We start from the raw sequence: 20,179 nt of genomic DNA, 5'->3' as shown, positions 1-20,179 counted from the left end.
CATGAAGCTCTGGAAGGTTTTCGCTGCCGTCACCGCCGTTCTCGCCCTGGCCTCGACCACGGGGTGCGGCAGCGGCGGTCAACCATCGTCGCCCGCCGCGTCCACTGCTGCGTCCACCGCCGGCAAGCTGTCGGTGACCGTCGCCTTCTATCCGTTTCAGTTCATCGCGCAGCGGGTCGGCGGCGACCAGGTGAACGTGACCAGCCTCACCGCGCCCGGCTCAGAACCCCACGATCTGGAGCTCACCCCCAAGCAGGTGGCGGCTCTGGGTCAGGCCGACCTGGTGATCTTTCAGAAGGGTTTTCAGCCTGCCGTCGACACCGCGCTGCAGAACGTGCAGGTGAAGGCGACGGTCGACACCGCGTCCTTCCTCACCCTCAAGACCCTTGAAGAAGAGGGCGAGCACGCCGCTGAGGGCGAGCACAGCGACGAAGAAGACGAGCCTGGCTCGCTCGACCCGCACACCTGGCTCGACCCCAGCAATATGGTGGCCATCGCCGAGCACGTCCGCGACGCGCTGAGCGCCGCCGACCCGGCCGCGGCCAGCACCTTCAGCGCCAACACCACCACGCTGATCGACGACCTCAACAAGCTGGACGATGACTACCGCACGGGCCTCACGAGTTGCCAGCGCACCGTGTTCATCACCTCACACGAGGCATTCGGCTACCTGGCCCAGCGCTACGGTCTGCAACAGGTGGGCATTCGCGGCATCGAGCCCGACACCGAACCCACCGCGGCTCGCATCGCCCAGGTGCAGAAGATCGCCCGCGAGAACAAGGTGACCACGATCTTCTTCGAGACGCTGGTCTCGCCCGCGGTCGCCGAATCGGTGGCCGGCGACCTGGGCCTGGTCACCGACGTGCTCGACCCACTGGAGGGCATCACTGCACAATCGCGCGGGGCCGACTACCTTGAGGTGATGCGCTCCAACCTGACCGCCCTGCGCAAGGCGAACGACTGTTCATGACCTCGGCCCCACCCGCGATCTCGGCCGACCACGTCGACGTGGTGCTGTCAGGCGTGCCGATCGTGCGCCAGGCGCGCTTCGACATCGAAGCGGGCCAGACCGTGGCGGTCACCGGCAACAACGGCTCGGGCAAGACCACCCTGATGCGGGCACTGCTCGGGCTGGTGCCGCACCGCGGCGAGATCAGCCTGTTCGGCACCGAAATCAGTCGGTTTCGCGACTGGCGCCGCATCGGTTACGTGCCACAGCGCAGCTCGATCCTGGTGCAACAGGCGACGGCCCGCGAGGTGGTGGCGTCCGGACGGCTGGGGTTGCGCCGCCCGTTCTGGCCGGGCGGTTCGGCCGACCGGCGCGCGATCGCCGGCGCACTCAGCGAGGTGGGCCTGGAAGACCGGGCCGGGGCACCGTTCGTCCGGCTCTCGGGCGGGCAGCAGCAGCGGGTGCTGATCGCCCGGGCGCTGGCCGGCGGGGGCGACCTGATGGTGTGGGACGAGCCGCTGGCGGGCGTTGACCAGCTCACCCAGGGTGTGCTGGCACAGGTGGTGGCACGGCTGCGCGATCAGGGCCGCGCCGTGGTGATGGTGCTGCACGAGTCGGGGCCGCTGGAGCCGCTGATCGACCGGGCGATCACGCTGGCCGACGGACGGGTCATCGGCGACGGCCCGTTCGAGGCGTCCCCGGGCGGCCACGAAGTGCACGAACTGCCGCGGTCGCACACCCACCCGGTCGGGCTGGAGGTGGTCTGAGGTGGACTGGCTCGCGCTGGAGTTCATGCAACGGGCGCTGCTGGCGGCGGTGATCACCGGGCTCACTGCCCCCGCCATCGGCACCTATCTGGTGCAGCGCCGGCTCAGCCTGCTGGGCGACGGGCTGGGCCATCTCGCCGTGGCCGGCGTCGGTTTGGCTTTCCTGACCGGCACCGCTCCCCTGCCGCTGGCCGTGATCGTGTGCGTGGTGGGCGCGGTGGGCATCGAACTGCTCCGCGAGCTGGGCCGCACCAGCGGTGATGTCGGGCTGGCGATCCTGTTCTACGGCGGACTGTCCGGCGGCCTGCTGCTGGCCGGCCTGGCCGGGCAGGGCACCGGCGCACTGTCGGCGTACCTGTTCGGGTCGCTGCTCACCATCACCGTCGCCGAGCTGTGGGTCGTGGGCGGGCTCGCAGCGGTCGTGCTGCTGGTCTGCCTGGGGCTGTTGCCGCAACTGTTCGCGGTGAGCGCCGACGAGCCGTTCGCCCGCACCATCGGCCTGCCGGTGCGGTTCTACAACGTGCTGGTGGTGGCGCTGGCGGCGATCACCGTGACGGTGTCGATGCGCACCGTCGGGTTGCTGTTGGTGAGCGCCCTGATGGTCGTTCCGGTGGCGACGGCCAACCATCTGGTGATCGGCTTCCGGCGCTCGATGCTGGTGGCCATGGGTCTGGGTGTGCTGGCCGCGGTGAGCGGCACGGTGGGATCGTTCGAACTCGACACCGCACCGGGAGCGCTGATCGTGGTGATCGCCATCGGGCTGTTCGCGCTTAGCTGGCCGGCCTCGCTGCTGCTGGCCCGGCGGCACGCACCGGCGGTCGAACTGGTGGACGCCCAGCCGCCGCGCTCGCACGAGGTGACCGAAGAGGAGCACCCGCACGTGCACGCCGAAGGCTGCGGGCACCTGGCCGTGACCCATGGCGGCCACGTCGACTACATTCACAACGGTCACCGGCACGCCGCGCACGAAGGGCACTATGACGAACACTGAACGCACCCCGCGTAACACCCGGCAGCGCGCCGAGGTGCGCAACGCGGTGGCCGGCAGCAAGACCTTCGCCACCAGCCAAGAGATTCACGACCGACTGCGTCATGACGGGTCGAAGATCGGCCTGGCGACGGTGTACCGAACCCTGCAGACGATGGCCGCCGGTGGCGAGATCGACACCATTCGCACCCCCGACGGCCAGATTGCCTACCGCACCTGCACCCCCGGGCACCATCACCACCTGGTCTGCCGGGCCTGCGGACGCACCGTCGAGATCGACCTGCCCGGGCTGGAGGAGGCCACCCGCAACATCGCCGGCGAGTACGGCTTCGCCGAGATCGACCACGAGGTCGAGTTCTTCGGGCTCTGCACGTCCTGCCGTTGACGGGTGTCGACCGAGCCGGCGACGCTGCCGACCCGGCGCCCACGACTCTAGCGGCCCGCTACCGCGATCGTGATGAATGCCGGCTGCGACCCTACGCAGGCGTCGGAGAATCGTCGACCTGGGGTGGGTGAGGGAACCGGTGATTTTTCGCTGGTCGAGCCTGCCGAGACCTCGGATATGCGTCTTCGGCAAGGGGTTTCGACGTAGTTCGACCAGCGGTTGGCGGCCTTGAGCAGCGCTTGCTCAGGGCAGCGGGTAGCCGGCGGCGCGGTACAGCCGGTACCACTCCTCGCGGCTCAGCACGACCTGCTCGGCACCGGCGCTGTCTCGCACCCGGGCGGGGTTGGTGGTTCCGACCACCACGTGGGTGCGGGCGGGGTGCCGCAGCACCCAGGCCAGGGCCACCGCCGTCGGGGTGCTGGCGTGCTCGGCGGCGATCCGGTCGAGTTCGTCGTTGAGGGCCGCGTGGTGCTCACGGTCGCCGACGACCACGCCGTGCGCCCCCTGCAGCGGCGACCATGCCTGCACCGTGATGTCGTTGTTGCGGGCGTGGTCGAGCACCGCGAGATCGCGTGAGGCCGACTGTTCGATGCCGGCGACGTTGGCCGATAGGCCCTGCGCCACCGGGCCGGCATGACCCAGCCCGAACTGCACCTGGTTGATTCGCAGCGGCTGGCGCACCGCGGCACTGAGCAACTCCCATTGCGGCGGGGTGTGGTTCGAGACTCCGAAGGCGCGCACCTTGCCCGCCTCGTACAGGGCGTCGAAGGCCGCCGCCACCTCGTCGGGCTCGACCAGGGCGTCCGGACGGTGCAGCAGCAGCACGTCCAAATAGTCGGTGCGCAGGGCCGCCAGCGAGGCGTCCACACTGGCCAGAATGTGCTCGCGCGACGAGTCGTACCAGCCGGACCGAATGCCGACCTTCGACTGCACGATCACCTCGTGCCGCTCGGACGCGGGTACGGCCCCAGACTCCCCGAACCGCCGCTCGCAGCGATGCGGCTCACCGCCGTAGATGTCGGCGTGGTCAAAGGTGGTCACCCCAACGGCCCGGGCGGTGTCCACCATGTCGCGAAGCTGGGCATCGCTTAGTGATGCGATACGCATCAGCCCGAGCACGACGGCGTTGCTCATTGAAATCCTTCCACTGTCGAAGTCCACCAGTGTGCCCGGGCAACCCCTGTCCGTCGACGCACGGAGCCGGGCGAGCCGAAGACTCGTCCGGGCATTGACCGCTGCCACGACCCGACCTACGCTCAGCGGTTGGGCGCGAGGCAACCGCACCTCACAGCCGAGTGGAGTGGCCATGATCCAACAGCGCGAGCGAGTCGCCGAGTTCCGGCGCCTGCACCAATCCGGCACCTTCGTGATGGCGAACCCGTGGGACGTCGGCAGCGCCCGAGCGCTCGCAGGCCTGGGCTTCGCGGCGCTGGCCACCACCAGCGCCGGGTTCGCCTGGTCGATGGGGCAGCCCGACAACGCGGTCGGCCTGCAGCCCACGCTGAGTCACCTGCGCACCATCAGCGCAGCAGTTCAGGTGCCGGTGAACGCCGACTTTCAAAACGGCTACGCGATCGAGCCGGACGACGTAGCGGCGAACGTCCGATTGGCCGCCGAGACCGGCATCGCGGGGCTGTCGATCGAGGACTTCTCCGGCGACCCGACCGACCCGCTGCTGGAGGCAGGGCTGGCCGCCGAGCGGATCGTGGCGGCCCGAGCGGCTCTGGACGCCGCGGGTAGGGGCCTGGTGCTGACCGCACGGTCAGAAGGCTTCGTGTGGGGGCGTCCCGATCTGAACGACACGATCCGCCGACTCACCGCCTACGCCGAAGCCGGGGCGGACTGCTTGTATGCGCCGTGGATCACCGACCTCGCCCACGTCGCCACGATTGTGCGCGCCGTCGCTCCGAAACCGGTGAACCTGTTGATTCACACGCCGTTCGCCACCGTGGCAGACGCCGCCCGCATCGGCGTTCGGCGCATCAGTGTCGGCGGCATGCTGGCCAAGACCGCCTGGCGAGGCTTCCTGTCCGCGACACACGAGATTCTCACCCAGGGTACGTTCACGCAGTTCGCCGACCTTCCCGACCTGAACGGACTGCTTGAAAGCTAGCGATCCACCGGCATCGCCAGCCGACACCCACACCGCGGGGGCGATCAGCCCAATACCGTCCGAACGGGCACCGCGGGCTGCCACTGGCTCTGGTGCAGATGCTCGATTCCGCTCAGCACAACGTCGAGCGCGAAGGCGAACTCGGCATCGGCGTCGCACCCCGCCGCAGCGTGCGCCGATGTCGTGGCCATCCGCATGATCGCGGGGTAGCTCGCCTCGAAACCGGCCACTGCACGAGCCCGCTGCTCCGAGCCTTCGGGCAGTTGCGGGGTCGGCAGCACATCACGGGTGAAACCCCACATGCGGGTGCTCAGTGCGTGCATCGCGTGGTGAACCAGGTCGGCCGACAGGCCGCCGTCGAACATCGCACCCATCAACGCGTCCATGTGGGCGAGCGCGCGCGGGGTTGCGACCTCGCGCGATTCGATCGCGTCACGCACCCACGGGTGGGCGACCACGAGTCGGCGAGCAGCGAAGATGCGCGTGCGCACCGCCTCACGCCAGACCTCCGGGTTCGACGAGCAGGCAATGTCAGCGAGCACCCGGTCGAGCATCTCGTCGACGAGTTGCGACCGGTTGGCGATGTGCTTGTACAGCGCCATGGGGGTCACACCGAGTCGGTCGGCGACGCCGCGCATGCTGGCGGCGGCCAGGCCCTGCTCAGCGGCGAGCCCGATGGCTGTCTCGACGACGCGGCTGCGTGGGCACCGGCGTACTGCTCTGGCGGTTGCTGCGCTCCCACGGCGCGGTTCGCGCCGCCACCTTCGCACTACTTCGCACTGTAGAAGCGGCCGTGATCATCGCGGGCACTCTCCCCATGCTGGCGAGCGTCTGGGTCGATGACGCTCACGGGCTGTGGAAAGCCAGCGCCTCCGCGGTGCACACCGCGTCGTTTCTGATCGGGCAGGGGCTGGTGATCAGCGTCAACACGATTGTGCTCGGATGGCTGCTCTGGGACTCTCGCGCGGTGCCGCGGACGCTGGCCGCGCTCGGAGCCATCGGTGGGACGATCGTGCTGGCCAGCAACCTGGCGCAGCTATGGGAGGCAATTCCCCTCAACGGGGTGCTGGCCGGAACCGCCGCGGCACTCATCTTCGCGTTCGAGGTGTGGCTTGCGATCTATCTGATCGCGGTCGGCCTGCGACCGTTCACCCCCGACGCCTCAAGCCAGCAGGGTCGAACCGCGCGCCGGAGCACCAACTACGGTGGCGGTCTGTGACGAGAGTGACGAGAGTCGCTTCCTTCCACGCGCTCCCCCGTGGAGCACGAAGCCCTCGTCCCCGGTGACCTTCAGGGTGTGGGCGACACCGCCGATCGCCACGTCGACCTCGCCGGCCAGCCGGGCCGATGCCTTCATCCGAGCGGCGGCAGCCCCACGGCCACCTCGGTCGCCTCCGCAGCCGGACGGAAGCGGCCCACCAACCGCAAGGCCGGGTCGCATTCGTGGCACGGCGGCGTCGCGCTGCTCGCGACAGGCCGTCCATCGCGGGCGCAGGTCGGGTTCGGTTCTGTTCACAAGGGTCGTTCCACGAGGAAAGCCGGTTACTACGGCGGGTCCGGCCAGCGCAAAAAGGTCTTCTGCCGCACCGCTGTAACCGGGTTGTCGCGAGCAGTGGCTATCATGTCCACCGTTAGCATCGCGTCAAGCTTGCCTGACCCGGACATCCGCTGCCCTGCACGGATCAACTCAACCTCCCGATGACGGGTCGGCGAATGTCCCTGTCTTGCGTCGCCGCCGCGGTGACCATTGAGGGGGGAAAACTCATGTCGCTTACTATTCACGCGCGCCCGGACGGCCGGCTCACCAGATCAGGCCCTGAGGCGCAGCTCGACTCGTCACGACGCCATCGTCTCGATCGCCATCGGCGAGACCTGCCTGGACGCCGTGCATCCGGAACCTTCCGCCGAGCTCACCACCGCCGCCAAGGAGCGGCTGTGGACGATGCTCGCACCGACGGAAGAGGTGCTGGAATCGGGGGAGGGAATTCTCGTGAAGCTCCGTTCCGAGCCGGGACGGGCCACCCCGCGCCGCGCCGACGCGCTTGCCGCGGGGCTGATGCGCACTCCACTGCATGTGGCGGGCCAGGACCGGCGTATCGACGTCGGCGTCTCCTGGGCCGCGCCGCAGCGGTGGACTCCGGGCACCATCGACCGGCTTGAGGAGCGGTCGCGGGCCGCGCTCGCCCAGCGCGAGCCCGGGCTCCTCCGGCGCGCAAAGAAGTCCCGCATCCGTCGGTTCCAGCCCGGTATCGCCACGCAGGTCGCGCTGCTGATCCTGCTCACCGTCGTGCTGCCGTTCGCGCTGATGGTCGCCGCCGAACGGAACGGGATTCACCTCGCGGACGTCCTGCTCGTGATCGTCGCCGCGGCGTTGGCTCTCACCATCGGCGGGCAGTGGGTGGAGACCACGATCGGCGCCTTCGCGCGCACTGATCCGCCCGAGACCGAGATCGCGCGGCCCCTGGCGTCGGCGATCATCGCCGCCTATCTGCCGAACGAGCAGGACACCATCATGGAGACCCTCCAGGTGTTCCTGCGGCACGAGTACGCCGGCGGGCTCCAGGTGATCCTGGCCTACAACACGCCCAAGCCGCTCCCGGTTGAGGCCGAGCTCCGCAGGCTGGCCGCCGCCAACCCGCGACTGACCCTGGCCAAGGTGGATGGAAGCACGTCCAAGGCGCAGAACGTGAACGCCGCCGTCTCGCTGGTCCGTGGCGAGTTCGTCGGGCTGTTCGACGCCGACCACCAGCCCGATCCGGGGTCCTTCGACCGCGCCTGGCGGTGGATCGCTTCCGGCGTCGATATCGTCCAGGGCCACTGCGTCGTCCGGAACGGCGACGAATCCTGGGTGGCGCGCACCGTCGCGGTCGAGTTCGAGCAGATCTACGCGGTCAGCCACCGTGGCCGTCAGTTGCTGCACGGCTACGGCATCTTCGGTGGTTCGAACGGCTACTGGCGAACGGAATTGCTGCGCACTACGCGGATGCGCGGCTCGATGCTGACCGAGGACATCGACTCCTCGCTGCGCGCGATTCGCGCCGGTGCCCGGATCGAGAACGACCCCAGGCTGATCAGCCGCGAGCTCGCTCCGACCACCCTGGGCGCGCTGTGGCGGCAGCGGATGCGCTGGTCGCAGGGCTGGACGCAGGTCGCCCTGGCCCACAGCGGCGCCGTCCTGTGGGGGGACGAGCTCACCCCGCGGCAGCGGGTCGGCCTGTTCTTCCACATGCTTTGGCGGGAGAGCTACCCGTTCATCTCCGCACTCGTGGTGCCGCTGCTGGCCTTCTACCTGTGGCATGGTGGCGGCCTGACCTTCGGCAACCCGGCGCTGCTGGTGCTGATGCTGTTCGCCTTCACCACCACCCCGCTGGCGGTGCTGCTCACCCGACGGGTCGCTGATCCGCAGATCGCGCGCCGCGCGAGCTGGTGGGGGTGGTACCTCGTGGTCTCGATGGTCTTCTACCACGAGTTCAAGAACGTGATCTCCCGGATCGGCGTGATGAGGCTGATGCTCTCGGCCGAACAACACTGGACGGTCACTCCCCGCACCGCGCCCGTCCGCGCCGCGTCCGCCGTGCCGGTTGAAATCACGGCCGGCTAGATTTCCTTGGTAAGACCCCGAAGGCGCCGGCTGATCTGGTTGGTCAGCCGGCGTCGGGACGGACGTAGACCAGCGCGAGATAGCCGCGCGCGAACGACCTGACGTCCACCAGCTTGAGTGTGGTGAACTGGGTGAACCTCACACCGCCTCATCGTCTCCAACGCGAAGATCCGCCACGGCAACGTCTACTGCTACTTCGTGTGCTCCGGTCAGCATTCCAAGCGCACCGACTGCACCCGCCAAGCCATGCTCATCGAGGACGTCGAGAAACTCGTCGAGGACTACTACAAACGCGTCCAGATCACCCCGGCCCAGCAGGACGCTCTCGCCGGGATGCTGCACCACGAGTTCGACCGGCTCATGGCCGCCGAAACCGACGAACTCGCCCGGCTCACCGCGAACCGCGACCGGCTCGAAGGCGAACAAGACCGGCTCATGCAAGCCCACTACGCAGACGCCATCCCACTGACCGTCCTCAAACGCGAGCAGGACCGCATCACGGGCGAACTCGACAAGGTAACCCGTCGCATCGACGCCCACTACGGCGACTACGCCGACGCCCGCGCACACCTCGACGACGCGCTCGGACTCCTCGCGAACTGCGCCGACATCTACACCCGCTGCGACGACACGAACCGGCCGCTCTGCAACCAGGCCTTCTTCACCAAGGTCTACATCGACGAGGACAACGAACTGCGCGTCGAGCTGGGCCGCAGATGCCAACAAGGCCCGAACCTCTACCAACATTGACGTTGGCAAGGGTTCGAGCCTTGTGCGTGGGGTGGACGCAATGGAACGCTGCGGGAACAGGCGACCACGGGTTGAGAGGCTTATTTCCGCATGGAATCAAGGTATCCGCGAAGAAGTGGAGTCCGAGCACGGGGCTGATGACCCGTTGATCGGCGCGTCGGCTGAACCAAAGAAACGACCTCGAACACGGCTCACGGGCCAGGAAGTGGACACTATGCGAACAGCCCGCGCGCAGGGCGTGAGCGTGACCGCCGTGGCGCGTCGGTTCGGGGTTCACCGGGGCACGGTGTGGGCGAAGACGCGTTGACAGCGCCAGCGCCGCGCTCCGCTTCGTGTGATGGCACCCACGCGCGGTTAGCTTCCGCGCGTGGGTGCCATGACGATGAAGAAGCAGTTCGGCTCGTCGCCCGGATTCTCGAGGCGATGCCTGCGGTCGCCAGGGGTCTGGACGGTGTCGCCCGCGCGAAGGTCGATCGGCTCCCTCCCGTCGATGAGCACGCGCAAGGCGCCCTGCGTGACGTGGAAGATCTCGGCGGTATTCGCACCGTGCGGGGCGAAGTCGACCGTTGTCGTGTGGGACGGGATGACGTAGCGGATAAGGCGGACGCGTGCGCTCGGCTGTGCGAGGAGGGTGCGTCGCACCCCGGTGTCCGGGTCGATGAACTGTTGCGCATCGGCTTCGTGTTGCACGACCGGCTCCGGCGTCTGTTCGAGCAGTTCACTGAGGTCGCTGCCGAGACCGGCCGCGATAGCGAGCGCGTTGCTCAGGCTCGGGTTCAGCGCGCCGCGCTCGATCTTCGACAGCGAGCCGGTGGAGACGCCGCTGGCGTCGGCGAGCTGGTCGAGCGTGATCCCAAGCTCGGCGCGACGCGCCCTGACTGCCGAGCCGAAGCGCGCGGGAACACCATCGGTCACGAGCCGACTCCTTCACACAAATTTTCGGATACGAACATTGCTTTGAGTATAGTACCAATCATGAATCTGCTCTTGGCGGCCACGCCGATGCTGCTGATCGTGGTCATGCTGCTCCTGCGGCAGAGTTCAACCCGAGCAGCCGCGATCGGCCTCATAGCGGCGGTCGCCGTCGCGGTGTGGCGCTTCGGCCTGGATGCGAGCACCTCGCTTGACGCGCTGGGCGCCTGGTGGCCGCTCGTGGTCGAGGTGCTCTTGATCATCGCCGGCGGTGTCGCCTTCGCCGAGGCCGGGCGCCGCACGGGAGCCCAGGGCATCACCGCGAGCTGGCTGCGCGGCTCGCTCGGCACCGGCGTCGCACCGGTGCTGGCCATCGTGCATGGCGCAACACCCTTCGCGGAATCGCTGACGGGATTCGGCATCGGCGCGATCATCGCCGTTCCCCTGCTCATCGCACTCGGGTTCACCAGCCGGAAGGCGGTGACGATCGGCCTGCTCGGCCTGTGCGCGGTGCCCTGGGGGTCGCTCGGGCCGGGCACCCTCGTCGCGGCCGAGCTCGGCGGGGTCGACTATCAGCAGCTCGGCGTCGTCAGCGCGCTCTACAGCCTGCCCGTCTTCATCGGCGTCGGCATCGCGGCCGCACTGCTCACGGCCGAACCGGGCAAGCGGGTGGCCGGCGTCATCGCGGCGTGCGGCTCGGGCTCGCTACTGTGCGCCGGGGTGCTGGGCGCGAACCTCCTGATCGGCACCCCGGCCGCCGGTGCCATCGGTGCCTTGCTCACGCTGCTCGTCCATCTCGCACTGAGCCGTGCCCGCGGCGTCCGCATTCAAACTCCGCTCGGCTTGGGGCGGGCGCTCGTACCGTATGAGGTGCTGCTCGGCGGCGTCGTCGCCATGAGCATTCTCGTGCGCCTGCTCGGCGCGCAGGAGACACTGCTGCGCTACCTCGCCTCACCCACGGTGTGGCTCTTCATCGCCACCGCCGTCGCACTGATCGGGCACCGCAGCCACACGAGGCCGACCGCCGCCTACACTCTGCACACCTGGACGCACGTCGGCCCGGCCACCGCGATGTTCCTGATCTTCGGCATCGTCATGGCCGTCTCGGGCATGTCGACCGCGGTGGCGAACGCCCTCGCCAGCCTCGGTGACGGGTACCTCTTCGCACTCCCGTTCGTCGGCGCACTCGGCGGGTTCCTCACCGGCTCCAACACCGGGGCCAACGCTATGTTCGCCAGCACGCAGGCATCCGCCGCCCACCTCATCGGCGCCGATCCACTGCTCGCAATGGGCGCGCACAATGTGTCGGCCGCGCTGCTGATTATGGCCGCACCAGCCCGCGTAGAACTGGCAGCCAGGCTGAGCCCCGAGCCGCCGCCGCGCGGGCCGATCATGCGCTTTCTGCTACTGGTCGATCTCGGGGTCGTGGCCGTCATCGCACTGGCGCTGGTGTCGCTCCAATACCTCGCTACCGGATGACGCAATCGTCGATGAAATGGTCTGTGGCCGTCAAGCACGATACGGGCCATCGAATAGATTGAAACCGCAAAACCGCCGTTCGAACCAGACTCAGAATCCGACCCCTGGACGGCCAGAGTACGGATCGCTTCGAGTGGTGTCCGGCGTAGATGGCGCGCGGAGTCGCCGTGCTCGTTCATCGACAAGCCGTCGAGTCTGTTCTGCCGCTGCCCGTTTCGTCTCGACCAGTGCGGCGGCTGCTTGCGCACGGGCGTCGCGGGCTTCTCGCTCTGGACGGATGAACTTCGATCGTGTCGGGTCGCGGCGTACTCGGTCGGCTCTCAGCTCTTGCGCGAGGAGGGTGACGCGTTCGCGGTCGTGCCGGTCTTTGAGTGCCGTCTGCTTGGTCGTTTGCTCCGGCCGCGCCGCCAAGAAGACGGCCTGCACACGCAGGGCGGAGACATCGTCGAGGTGGCGGGATGGATCGGCGTGCGATGGGGTGAGCTGCGGGCGCTGCGCGTCTCCGATGTCCAGCGTGTGCCGATGCTGGGCCTTCATGTGACCAAGTCCCAGACCGAGGGCGGCAAGGTCAAGCCGACCAAGGCCTACGCAACCCGGTTGGTCCCGCTGCCCCAACAAATCTGGCCCACCGTTCAACGTCTGATGCAGGGCAAGTCACCGAACGATTTCCTGATTACCGGACCCAGCGGCGGCCAACTGTGGACCGGCACCTTCCGGCGCGCGGTGAAGTGGAATGTCAACGGCAGGGGGCGCCGCCCGCACGATCTGCGCCACACGGCCGCCTGTCTGTGGCTCGCACGGGGCGTGGATGTCGGGACGGTCCAGAAGTGGTGTGGTCACAGGTCCATCGCCACCACGAACATCTACCTGCACTGGCTCGGCACGGCGGCGGACAAGTCCGCTCTCGCGCTCCTCAACTCTCCTCGCCAGACTCCCGGGACAGGTGCCGAAGTGGCTGTTCTGCCCGCTCAGGCGGGCCAATGAGCCTCTCGAAATCCCGGCCCGTGAACCCGGAAAATACCCCGCTGGTCATTCTGGGGGTGGCTGGGGGGTGGCTGCCCGAGGAGCACATCGGTGTGATTACTGCGATGAAACCCGCTTTGACTAGGGGTTTTACTGGGTGGAGCTAAGGGGATTCGAACCCCTGACCTTCTCATTGCGAACGAGACGCGCTACCAACTGCGCCATAGCCCCAGATGCTCAACGAGCACACCGACTCTAGCAAAGAACCCCGCAGCGTTCACGTCGGCGACACACCGAGCCCTCATTCACCGACAGCGCGGCGATCCTGGCCCTGGTCGCCCTCCGGACGCTCAACAGCCAGCGGCTCGGCCGTCACCGGCAGCGAACTGCTCACCGCCACCGGCGCCGACAGGTCGATGGTGCGTACCGTGCGCGGGGCCATCGGCTTGCTCACATAGGTGGGTGCGGTGATCGGAACCGGGTCCCACAGCGACCGCGGCTGCGGCACCGGGGCGGTCAGCTCCACCGACGCCTCCGACGCCTCGCCCGCCTGCGACAGCACGGCGATCGCCACGGTCTGCTCATCACTGCACTCGCCAATCCGGCGGGCCCGGGCGTCAAGGTCACGGCGCATGGCCCGCACACTGAACCGCGCGACCACGAGAAACAGCACCAGCAACCCGGCCGGAATCACCGGCGCCCACCACGGCACGTGGCCCAGCGCAGCCGGGACGCTGACCCCGAGCAGCACCACCACCAACGCCAGCAACACGCGGCGTCGGCGCGCAGCCGCCTGCCGATCGATCTGCCCCAGTTCGTAGAGGGCCGACCGCCTCGTCAGTGGCGTGGACACGATTGCCGTGCCCTCCTCTGCCGTCGCCAGCGATGCGCCCCGGCGCACGATGGTAACGGTGGCCGAGAACGGCGCCGCCGGGTCGATCTGGTCGATCGACGGATCGGCTTGGCGCTTGAGAAAGTACGGCACGAGGTACACCAGCCAAGCGGCGGCGATCACGCCGAAGATCACTCCCGTCAAACCCACGCAGTAACGTTACGGGGGCGGGACGCCGACCCAGCGGAGCACCCGCGGAGTGTCGCTTGATCAGGCCGAATGCTTCAATCGATGGAGCAGGCCGAGCCCCACCTCGTCGGCGTGCAGGGCAAACATCTCGTGGTCGCGCCAGTCGCCGTCCACATGCATGTAGCGGGACCGGTAGCCTTCGTGCCGAAAGCCCAGCTTCTCGACCACCCGCAGGCTGCGGACGTTCTCGGGCCGGATCGCCACCTCGAGCCGATGCAGCCGCAGGGTGAAGAAGCAGTAGTCGGCACCCAGGGCCAACGCGGTCGGAATGATCCTTCGCCCGGCCCAGCGCTGGTCGACCCAGTAACCCGCCTGGGCCCAGGACGCCGAGCCATGGGTAATCCCCGAGATGGTCAGTTGGCCGGCCAGCACCGCGGGCTGCCCGTCGGGCCGGTAGTCCACCGCGAATGGCAGCATCGTGCCCAGCCGCGCCCGCCGGTTGAACTGGCGCACCATTCCGGCGAAGGTCAACGGGGGTTCGATCGACTCGGGTGGCCTGGTCGAGTCCCAGGGCGCGGTCCAGGCGGCATTGCGCCGGCGAAGCTCGTCCCACGCGCGTCGATCGCGCTGCCGCCAAGGCCGCAGGGTGACCGGCCCATGCGTCAGTTCGACGGGCCAGAGCGACCCCGACTTCATGCCGCCGGCTGCGTCAGCACCCACACCTCGACATCGGAGTTCGCGGGCACGAGGTGGGTTCCGGGAGGTAGCACGATCAGGGCGTCCGCGCGGGCGAGGTCGTAGGCGAGTTCGGTGCCGGGCACTCCGGCCGGCTCGACGCCACGTTCTGAGACGATCGCCGGAATCAGTTCGGTGGCGTCGTCGCGGCCGTGCATGGCGACCCGGGCAGGCAGCGTACGGCTGGACGGCCGGACCTCCGGTTCGCCCTGCAGCCGGCGCAGGGCCGGACGCACGAAAGCCTGGTAGCCGACGAAGGCCGACGAGGCCCCGCCCGGCAGCACGATCACCGGGGTACGGTCGTCACCGATAGCACCGAACGCCTGCGTGCCGCCGGGGTTGATGCTCACCCGGTGCACGTTCACCTCGCCCAGTTCGTCCAGCACCTGGGGCACCGCGCCGTCCAGGCCGCCGACGATCACCACCAGGTCGGCACGAATCAACTGGTCGGTGAGGGCTTGCGCGATCACCGCAGCGTCGTCGCCGAAGGTGCCGGCGGGAAACACCTGGGCGCCATCGGCCTTGGCCGCAGCCGCGATCAGGGCCGTGGTCGCGTCGTAACGATGAGCTCGCGAGGTCAGCGGCAGGCCGGGCGGCACCAGGTTCGCGCCCACCGTCAAAACCACCACCCGGGGCGGCTGCCGCACCAGCACTTTGTCGTGCCCCACCTCGGCCAGCAGCCCGATCGCGCCGGCATCGAGCACCCGCCCCGTTTCGAGCAGCAGGGTGCCGTCGGCGATGTCCGAACCGGCCGGCCGCAGGTGCTGCCCGGGCGTCACGGGCCTGCGCACCTCGACCTCGACCTCGCCGCCGTCGGTCGCCTCGACCGGCACCACGGCATCGGCCCCTTCGGGAATCGGCGCACCGACGGCCACCCGCACGGCGGTGTTCTCGAGCAGGGGCGCGCCGCGATAGACCGGGTCGTCGAGCGAGTCGAGCACCGGCAGCCGCACCGGTTGATCTTCGCGGGCCGCGGCGACGTCGGCCGCACGCACCGCGTAGCCGTGGGCGGCGGCGCTGGTGAAAGTGGGCAGGTCGAGGTCGGCCACGATGCTCTCGCAGAGCCGGCGGCCGAAGGCGTCCAGCACGCCCAGGCCGATCGGCGGCTGGGGTTCGATCACCTGGAGCAAAGCGGTGCGGTACTGCTCCACTCCGATCGGCTCGGATTGCGGCTGTGGCGTCTGATCGGCCCGAGTCTCGTCAGCCTGCGTCTGGTCGCCCTGCGGCTCGCCGATCTGCTCTGCCTCGGGCAGAGACCGCTTCTTGCGTCCGAATAGCGCCATGGCTCTTACCATAGGTCAATGCCCGAGGCCGTCCCTGCGCACGCTCCGATGCGGTCAACCGATGATGCGGGGGTGCGGCGCGAGAAGGCCGTGCTGCGCGCACGTGTCCGTGCCGCCCGGCGGGTGCCCGAGGCCACCGTCGCCACCGCGCGCCGCACCGCCCGCGCGCTCGCGGTGAGCGACGAGCACGACACGGTGGCGCTGTACGCGTCGCTGGGCGACGAGCCCGACACCTGGTCGCTGATCGACGCCCTGCACGCCAGCGGCCACACCGTGCTGCTGCCCGTGCTCGGACGGCACCCCGACGGCGCAGCACGACGCCACCCCGACTGGGCCCGCTACGCCGGCCGGGCGGCGTTGCGGGTCGGCTACGCCGGTATTGAAGAACCGACCACCGAGGCCCTCGGCGCCAACGCCCTGTCCGCCGCCTCGCTGGTCTGGTGCTCGGGGCTGGCCGCAACGCCGGACGGCGATCGGCTCGGCTCCGGCGGCGGCTGGTACGACCGGGCGCTGACCTACGCCCACGCGGACGCCCTGATCGGGGTGCTGTTGCGCGACACCGAGGTGCTGGCTCGGGTGCCGGTCGAGCCGTTCGACCGACGAATCGGGGTGATCGTCACCGACTCGCGCACACTGCGCCTCCCGGTCGCCCCGGAACGCTCTCCCGGTTGGGGCTAAACTACGGCCGTCGATTGTCTGCCTGGGAAGTTGCCGATGCCCACCTATCAGTACCGCTGCCTGGACTGCTCGAACGAACTCGAGGCGGTGCAGAAGTTCACCGACGACCCTTTGACGACCTGCCCCACCTGCCAGGGCACCCTCCGCAAGGTATTCAGTGCGGTGGGCGTCGTGTTCAAGGGTTCCGGCTTCTACGCCACCGACAACCGTTCCAAGGCCGCGACCGCGGCGGCACCAGCCGGCGACAGTGCGGCGTCCGGCAAGGGCGCAGCACCAGCCAAGAGCACTGCAGCGGCCACGAGCACTGCGCCGGCGGCCTCGGGCGGCGACGCGAAGCCTGCCACGAAGCCGAAGAAACCCGCGGCCGGCAGCCCGGCCGCCTGAACCCTGGCCGTGGCATTGCCCGGCCGGCGATCATCGGCGTTTCCCGGCGATTCTGAACACTTTGCCACGGCCGGTCGTTGACTGAGGGCGTGAAGACGTTTCTCGGTCGATTCCGACGCCTACTGCGCACCCACCGCCGGCTGGCGGCTGCTCTGTTGGCCGGCGCCGCCGTCTGGGCCGGTCTCAGCGCGCTGCGTCCCGCCGACCCACCCACGGTGGCCGTGCTGGTTGCGACCCGTCCGCTCACCGGCGGCGTGACGATCGGCGCCGAAGACGTCGCGGTGCGCCAGCTGCCCGTCGCCTGGCTGCCGACCGAATACCTCGACGACCCGGTCCAGGCCGTGGGCCGGCCGGCCACTCTCAACACCCCGGCAGGCGCCGTGCTGGTGCCGGCGAGCGTGGTCAGCCGCGACTCGCTCGCGACACCCGGCATGGCGGTGCTGCCGGTCGCCTTGACGGCCACCGCCGCGGGGCTGATCAAGGTCGGCGACCACATCGACCTGATCGCCTCGACCGACGACGGTGCGGCACCTGTGGCGTCGGCCGCTCGGGTCGTGGCCGTGCTCTCCTCAGACCCGGCAAAGTCGGGGCTGGTGCCAACGCTGGGCGACGACCCGGTGGTGCTGGTCGAACTGCGTCCGGACGCCCTGGCGAAGGTTGCCGCGGCCGCGGCCCGCGGCCCGCTGGGCTTCGGCTTCCGCTGACCTGGCCGCAGCGAGCGGTCCCGCAGCCGTCGTGCAGCACCGGGAGTCCAGCAACGGGGACGACCGCATTCGCCTCTCGGCTGTGACTAAATTGAACGCCCATTGCAGCCGTCCGCTCCCACCTGGGGGCAGTTGCACGTGAAAGGGACATTCAAATGATCAAGGGATTCAGAGACTTTCTGCTGCGCGGCAACCTGATCGATATTGCCGTCGCGTTCGTCATCGGCGGTGCGTTCGGCGCGGTCACCACGGCGTTCACCCAAGTGGTCGTGGAGATTCTCGCGAAGCTGGGCGGCGCCCCGAACTTCGACTCGTGGGCCCCGCTGGGCCTCACCTCGGTGGGCCCCTTCCTGACGGCACTGGTGGCGTTCGTCATCATGGCCTTCGTGGTGTACTTCGGCATCGTCGTGCCTTATGAGAAGGTCAAGGCGCTGAGCGCCAAGGCCGAAGCCGAAGCCGAAGCGGGCCCGACCACCGAGGAACTGCTCAGCGAGATTCGCGACCTGCTGAAGAAGAGCGCCGCCTGACCATCGGCGACAACTCGAACCCGAATCCCCGTCACCCCACCGGTGCCGTCACCTCACCGGTGGCGGGGATTCGGGCTTGTCGGCAGTCGCTCAGACCCCATGATGCGGGGGCACGTCGGCCATCAGCCGACGCTCATCGGCATCGAGTCCCCGCGCCGCCGCGGGAGCGGCAACCTGACCGAACAGGCCCAGTTCGCGCTGAGTGCGCTGCACAGCGGCGAACAGTTGGGCGCTGCCCACCCGCTGCCGCAGATCGTCTGGCACCGGGTGCGGCCACACCCGGTTCGCTGCGATCACAGCGTCGGCATGGGCTCGCAGGGCGCTCGCGTCCCAACCCTCGTCGACCAGCACGGCGGGCAGATCGCCACCCCCACCGGCGTACCGACTTCCGGTGAGCGCGAAGTGCAGCGCCGCGACCAGGTCGGCGTCACTCACGCCGCACCGTCGACGCCGGCGAGCGCGGGACGGCCCAGGTCGGCGTAGCTGACATCGCCTTCGACGGCCACCGCGCGGTCGAACGTCCAGTCCCCCTGAACCACGAACGAGGTGGCTCGGTTGAGCGACGGCGGCACCACGAACCGGGCCTCGAAATCGTCGATCAGCTTGTAGAACCGGCCGTCGAGATCGACTCGTGGCAGCTCGGGCACGGTCTGGCTGAGCCGACTGTCGGCGCCCAGGTCGAACACGTCGGAACGCAACAACAGCAGTTCATTGGTGGTCTTCACCGGCTGAAACCGCGAACGCGGCACAGCGATGGCCGTGGCGCCCTTGAAAACCTCGATCGCCGCACCCATCGCCGTCTCGAGCTGAATCACCTTGGGCGAACTCGCATCGGCGGGGTCGACGGTCTTCACGTTGTAGATCAACGGAAGGCCCAGCACCGCACCGCGCTCGCGCAGCGCGGTCTTCAATTGCTCGAGATCGACCCACAGGTTGTTGGTGTGAAAGTAGGGGTGCCGATGCTCGTCGGTGAAGAAATCCATATCGTCGGCCGGCGTCTGCGCGGTGTCACGCAGAATCAACTGCCCGTCCGATTTGCGAATGGCCAAGTGACCACCCTTGCGGTCGTTGATCGTGCGCGGGCAGATCTCAGCGGCGTAGGGGGCGCCGGTGCCTGCGAACCACCCGGCGAGTTCGGCGTCAGGGGCAGCGCCGAGGTTGTCGCCGTTGCTGATGCTGGCGTACTTCATGCCGGCGGCGAGCAGCGCGTCGAGCACACCCGAGCCCACCAGCGCGGTGTAGACGTCGCCGTGGCCGGGCGGGCACCATTCCAGGGTCGGGTCGGCCGGCCATTCCACGGGTTCGAGGGTGTCGGCGGTGATCTTGGGCTCGGCGTTCTGCAGAAAGTCGACCGGCAGACCGTCCACCGCCAGGTCGGGGTACTTCTCCAGGTGTGCCAGGGTGTCGTCGCGGGTGCGGAACGAGTTCATGAACAACAGCGGCAGCGGCGCCGCGTACGCGGCGCGAGCCGCCATGATCTGCTGCACGATCAGGTCGAGAAAGGTCAGCCCCTCGCGCACCGGCAACAGGGTCTTGGCCCGGTCGAGCCCCATTGAGGTGCCGAGACCGCCGTTGAGCTTGATGATCACCGTGCGTGCGATGGCGGCGCGGGCCACGTCGGGGTCGACCTCGGCGTCGGCGAGCTGGGGCGGGTCGACCAGCGGGCTGATGGTGCTCTCGGGAATCAGCCCGGTAGCCCCGGCCGCGGCCTCGGCGTAGTAGTGGGCGAAGACGTCGATAGCGGGTTCGTTGGCGCCGGAGGCACGCATCTTCGCGACCGCAGCAGCCAGCCCCGGGTGGCCTTGTTCACTCATGATATTAGTCTAAATGACTAATCATGAAATCGGAAGTCTCTTCACGGGCCCCAGTATGACCGACTATGGACATGACGAGAGCGACGCCTATCGAAGGGCCAAAGCCGTCTACCCACCCCCAGGAGA

22 protein-coding genes and 1 tRNA gene are annotated in these 20,179 nt (G+C 68.7%); 14 read left to right on the top strand and 9 right to left on the bottom strand.

Annotated features, from left to right (window positions below):
- Position 1: 1 nt before the first annotated feature.
- Genes QM721_RS04365 through QM721_RS04350 form a run of 4 tightly spaced genes read left to right on the top strand, consistent with a single transcriptional unit; the run spans position 2 to position 3,089 of the window.
- Positions 2 to 970, top strand: a complete 969-nt coding sequence (locus tag QM721_RS04365) for a metal ABC transporter substrate-binding protein (RefSeq protein WP_415119353.1) — start codon at positions 2 to 4, stop codon at positions 968 to 970.
- Positions 967 to 1,716 (top strand): metal ABC transporter ATP-binding protein, encoded by a 750-nt coding sequence (locus QM721_RS04360; RefSeq protein ID WP_415119351.1) that lies wholly within the window; start codon positions 967 to 969, stop codon positions 1,714 to 1,716. Before QM721_RS04365 ends, QM721_RS04360 begins: the two co-directional genes overlap by 4 nt.
- 1 nt (position 1,717) lies before the next feature.
- Positions 1,718 to 2,707 carry a metal ABC transporter permease gene (locus QM721_RS04355; protein WP_415119349.1) on the top strand — a complete coding sequence of 330 codons (990 nt, stop codon included), beginning with the start codon at positions 1,718 to 1,720 and terminating at the stop codon, positions 2,705 to 2,707.
- Positions 2,694 to 3,089 (top strand): Fur family transcriptional regulator, encoded by a 396-nt coding sequence (locus tag QM721_RS04350; protein WP_415119347.1) that lies wholly within the window; start codon positions 2,694 to 2,696, stop codon positions 3,087 to 3,089. The genes QM721_RS04355 and QM721_RS04350 overlap by 14 nt, the downstream gene beginning before the upstream one ends.
- 243 nt (positions 3,090 to 3,332) lie before the next feature.
- Here QM721_RS04350 and QM721_RS04345 read toward each other — a convergent pair whose 3' ends face one another.
- Positions 3,333 to 4,223, bottom strand: a complete 891-nt coding sequence (locus QM721_RS04345) for an aldo/keto reductase (protein ID WP_415119345.1) — start codon at positions 4,221 to 4,223, stop codon at positions 3,333 to 3,335.
- 172 nt (positions 4,224 to 4,395) lie between these two features.
- Here QM721_RS04345 and QM721_RS04340 point away from each other — a divergent pair, with 172 nt between their 5' ends.
- Positions 4,396 to 5,202 (top strand): isocitrate lyase/PEP mutase family protein, encoded by an 807-nt coding sequence (locus QM721_RS04340; protein ID WP_415119342.1) that lies wholly within the window; start codon positions 4,396 to 4,398, stop codon positions 5,200 to 5,202.
- Positions 5,203 to 5,246: 44 nt separating this feature from the next.
- On the opposite strand, the gene QM721_RS04335 is transcribed toward QM721_RS04340, so the two are convergent.
- A complete protein-coding gene (locus QM721_RS04335) occupies positions 5,247 to 5,972 on the bottom strand; it encodes a TetR/AcrR family transcriptional regulator (protein WP_415119340.1) in 726 nt (241 codons plus the stop codon).
- Between QM721_RS04335 and QM721_RS04330 the strand changes: the two genes are divergently transcribed.
- From QM721_RS04330 to QM721_RS04320, 3 genes are all read left to right on the top strand, one after another.
- Entirely contained in the window at positions 5,903 to 6,421 is a 519-nt protein-coding gene (locus tag QM721_RS04330; RefSeq protein WP_415119338.1) for a DUF4386 domain-containing protein, read from the top strand. The two genes, QM721_RS04335 and QM721_RS04330, sit on opposite strands and share 70 nt — an antisense overlap.
- 666 nt (positions 6,422 to 7,087) lie before the next feature.
- Positions 7,088 to 8,803 carry a glycosyltransferase family 2 protein gene (locus QM721_RS04325; protein WP_415119336.1) on the top strand — a complete coding sequence of 572 codons (1,716 nt, stop codon included), beginning with the start codon at positions 7,088 to 7,090 and terminating at the stop codon, positions 8,801 to 8,803.
- Between the two features lie 246 nt (positions 8,804 to 9,049).
- Positions 9,050 to 9,553, top strand: coding sequence for a hypothetical protein (locus tag QM721_RS04320; RefSeq protein WP_415119334.1), 504 nt, complete (start codon positions 9,050 to 9,052; stop codon positions 9,551 to 9,553).
- A 354-nt stretch (positions 9,554 to 9,907) separates the two neighbouring features.
- Here the strand turns inward: QM721_RS04320 and QM721_RS04315 are convergent, their stop codons facing one another.
- Positions 9,908 to 10,468 carry a helix-turn-helix domain-containing protein gene (locus tag QM721_RS04315; protein ID WP_415119332.1) on the bottom strand — a complete coding sequence of 187 codons (561 nt, stop codon included), beginning with the start codon at positions 10,466 to 10,468 and terminating at the stop codon, positions 9,908 to 9,910.
- 60 nt (positions 10,469 to 10,528) lie between these two features.
- Between QM721_RS04315 and QM721_RS04310 the strand changes: the two genes are divergently transcribed.
- Together QM721_RS04310 and QM721_RS04305 are read left to right on the top strand one after the other, a co-directional pair.
- Positions 10,529 to 11,944, top strand: a complete 1,416-nt coding sequence (locus tag QM721_RS04310) for an L-lactate permease (protein WP_415119330.1) — start codon at positions 10,529 to 10,531, stop codon at positions 11,942 to 11,944.
- A gap of 240 nt (positions 11,945 to 12,184) precedes the next feature.
- Positions 12,185 to 12,928, top strand: a complete 744-nt coding sequence (locus QM721_RS04305; protein ID WP_415119328.1) for a tyrosine-type recombinase/integrase — start codon at positions 12,185 to 12,187, stop codon at positions 12,926 to 12,928.
- A gap of 137 nt (positions 12,929 to 13,065) precedes the next feature.
- On the opposite strand, the gene QM721_RS04300 is transcribed toward QM721_RS04305, so the two are convergent.
- The 4 genes from QM721_RS04300 to glp all read right to left on the bottom strand — a co-directional run bounded on the left by QM721_RS04300 (position 13,066) and on the right by glp (position 15,946).
- Positions 13,066 to 13,138: transfer RNA gene (locus QM721_RS04300), tRNA-Ala, on the bottom strand.
- 70 nt (positions 13,139 to 13,208) lie between these two features.
- Entirely contained in the window at positions 13,209 to 13,949 is a 741-nt protein-coding gene (locus tag QM721_RS04295; RefSeq protein ID WP_415119326.1) for a hypothetical protein, read from the bottom strand.
- 60 nt (positions 13,950 to 14,009) lie between these two features.
- Complete coding sequence (locus QM721_RS04290) at positions 14,010 to 14,648, bottom strand: GNAT family N-acetyltransferase (protein ID WP_415119324.1); 639 nt, start codon at positions 14,646 to 14,648, stop codon at positions 14,010 to 14,012.
- Positions 14,621 to 15,946, bottom strand: coding sequence for a gephyrin-like molybdotransferase Glp (gene glp, locus QM721_RS04285; protein ID WP_415119322.1), 1,326 nt, complete (start codon positions 15,944 to 15,946; stop codon positions 14,621 to 14,623). Before glp ends, QM721_RS04290 begins: the two co-directional genes overlap by 28 nt.
- Positions 15,947 to 15,964: 18 nt before the next feature.
- On the opposite strand from glp, the gene QM721_RS04280 reads away from it, so the two are divergent.
- From QM721_RS04280 to mscL, 4 genes are all read left to right on the top strand, one after another.
- On the top strand, positions 15,965 to 16,624 hold the full coding sequence (locus QM721_RS04280) for a 5-formyltetrahydrofolate cyclo-ligase (protein WP_415119320.1): 660 nt from the start codon (positions 15,965 to 15,967) through the stop codon (positions 16,622 to 16,624).
- A 36-nt stretch (positions 16,625 to 16,660) separates the two neighbouring features.
- Positions 16,661 to 17,008, top strand: a complete 348-nt coding sequence (locus QM721_RS04275) for an FmdB family zinc ribbon protein (RefSeq protein ID WP_415119318.1) — start codon at positions 16,661 to 16,663, stop codon at positions 17,006 to 17,008.
- A gap of 89 nt (positions 17,009 to 17,097) precedes the next feature.
- The gene (locus QM721_RS04270; protein WP_415119316.1) at positions 17,098 to 17,712 is read left to right on the top strand and encodes an SAF domain-containing protein; all 615 of its coding nucleotides are present in this window, start codon (positions 17,098 to 17,100) and stop codon (positions 17,710 to 17,712) included.
- Positions 17,713 to 17,867: 155 nt separating this feature from the next.
- Positions 17,868 to 18,239 carry a large conductance mechanosensitive channel protein MscL gene (mscL, locus tag QM721_RS04265; protein WP_415119314.1) on the top strand — a complete coding sequence of 124 codons (372 nt, stop codon included), beginning with the start codon at positions 17,868 to 17,870 and terminating at the stop codon, positions 18,237 to 18,239.
- Positions 18,240 to 18,329: 90 nt separating this feature from the next.
- Here the strand turns inward: mscL and QM721_RS04260 are convergent, their stop codons facing one another.
- Both QM721_RS04260 and QM721_RS04255 read right to left on the bottom strand, forming a co-directional pair.
- Entirely contained in the window at positions 18,330 to 18,674 is a 345-nt protein-coding gene (locus QM721_RS04260; protein WP_415119311.1) for a hypothetical protein, read from the bottom strand.
- Complete coding sequence (locus tag QM721_RS04255) at positions 18,671 to 20,053, bottom strand: UTP--glucose-1-phosphate uridylyltransferase (RefSeq protein ID WP_415119309.1); 1,383 nt, start codon at positions 20,051 to 20,053, stop codon at positions 18,671 to 18,673. The genes QM721_RS04260 and QM721_RS04255 overlap by 4 nt, the downstream gene beginning before the upstream one ends.
- Between the last annotated feature and the right edge of the window lie 126 nt (positions 20,054 to 20,179).

It is taken from the genome of Micropruina sp. (assembly GCF_047602085.1).
GTDB lineage: Bacteria > Actinomycetota > Actinomycetes > Propionibacteriales > Propionibacteriaceae > Micropruina.
Note: the sequence above shows the minus strand (reverse complement) of the source record. Positions and strands in the feature narration are given on the sequence as shown.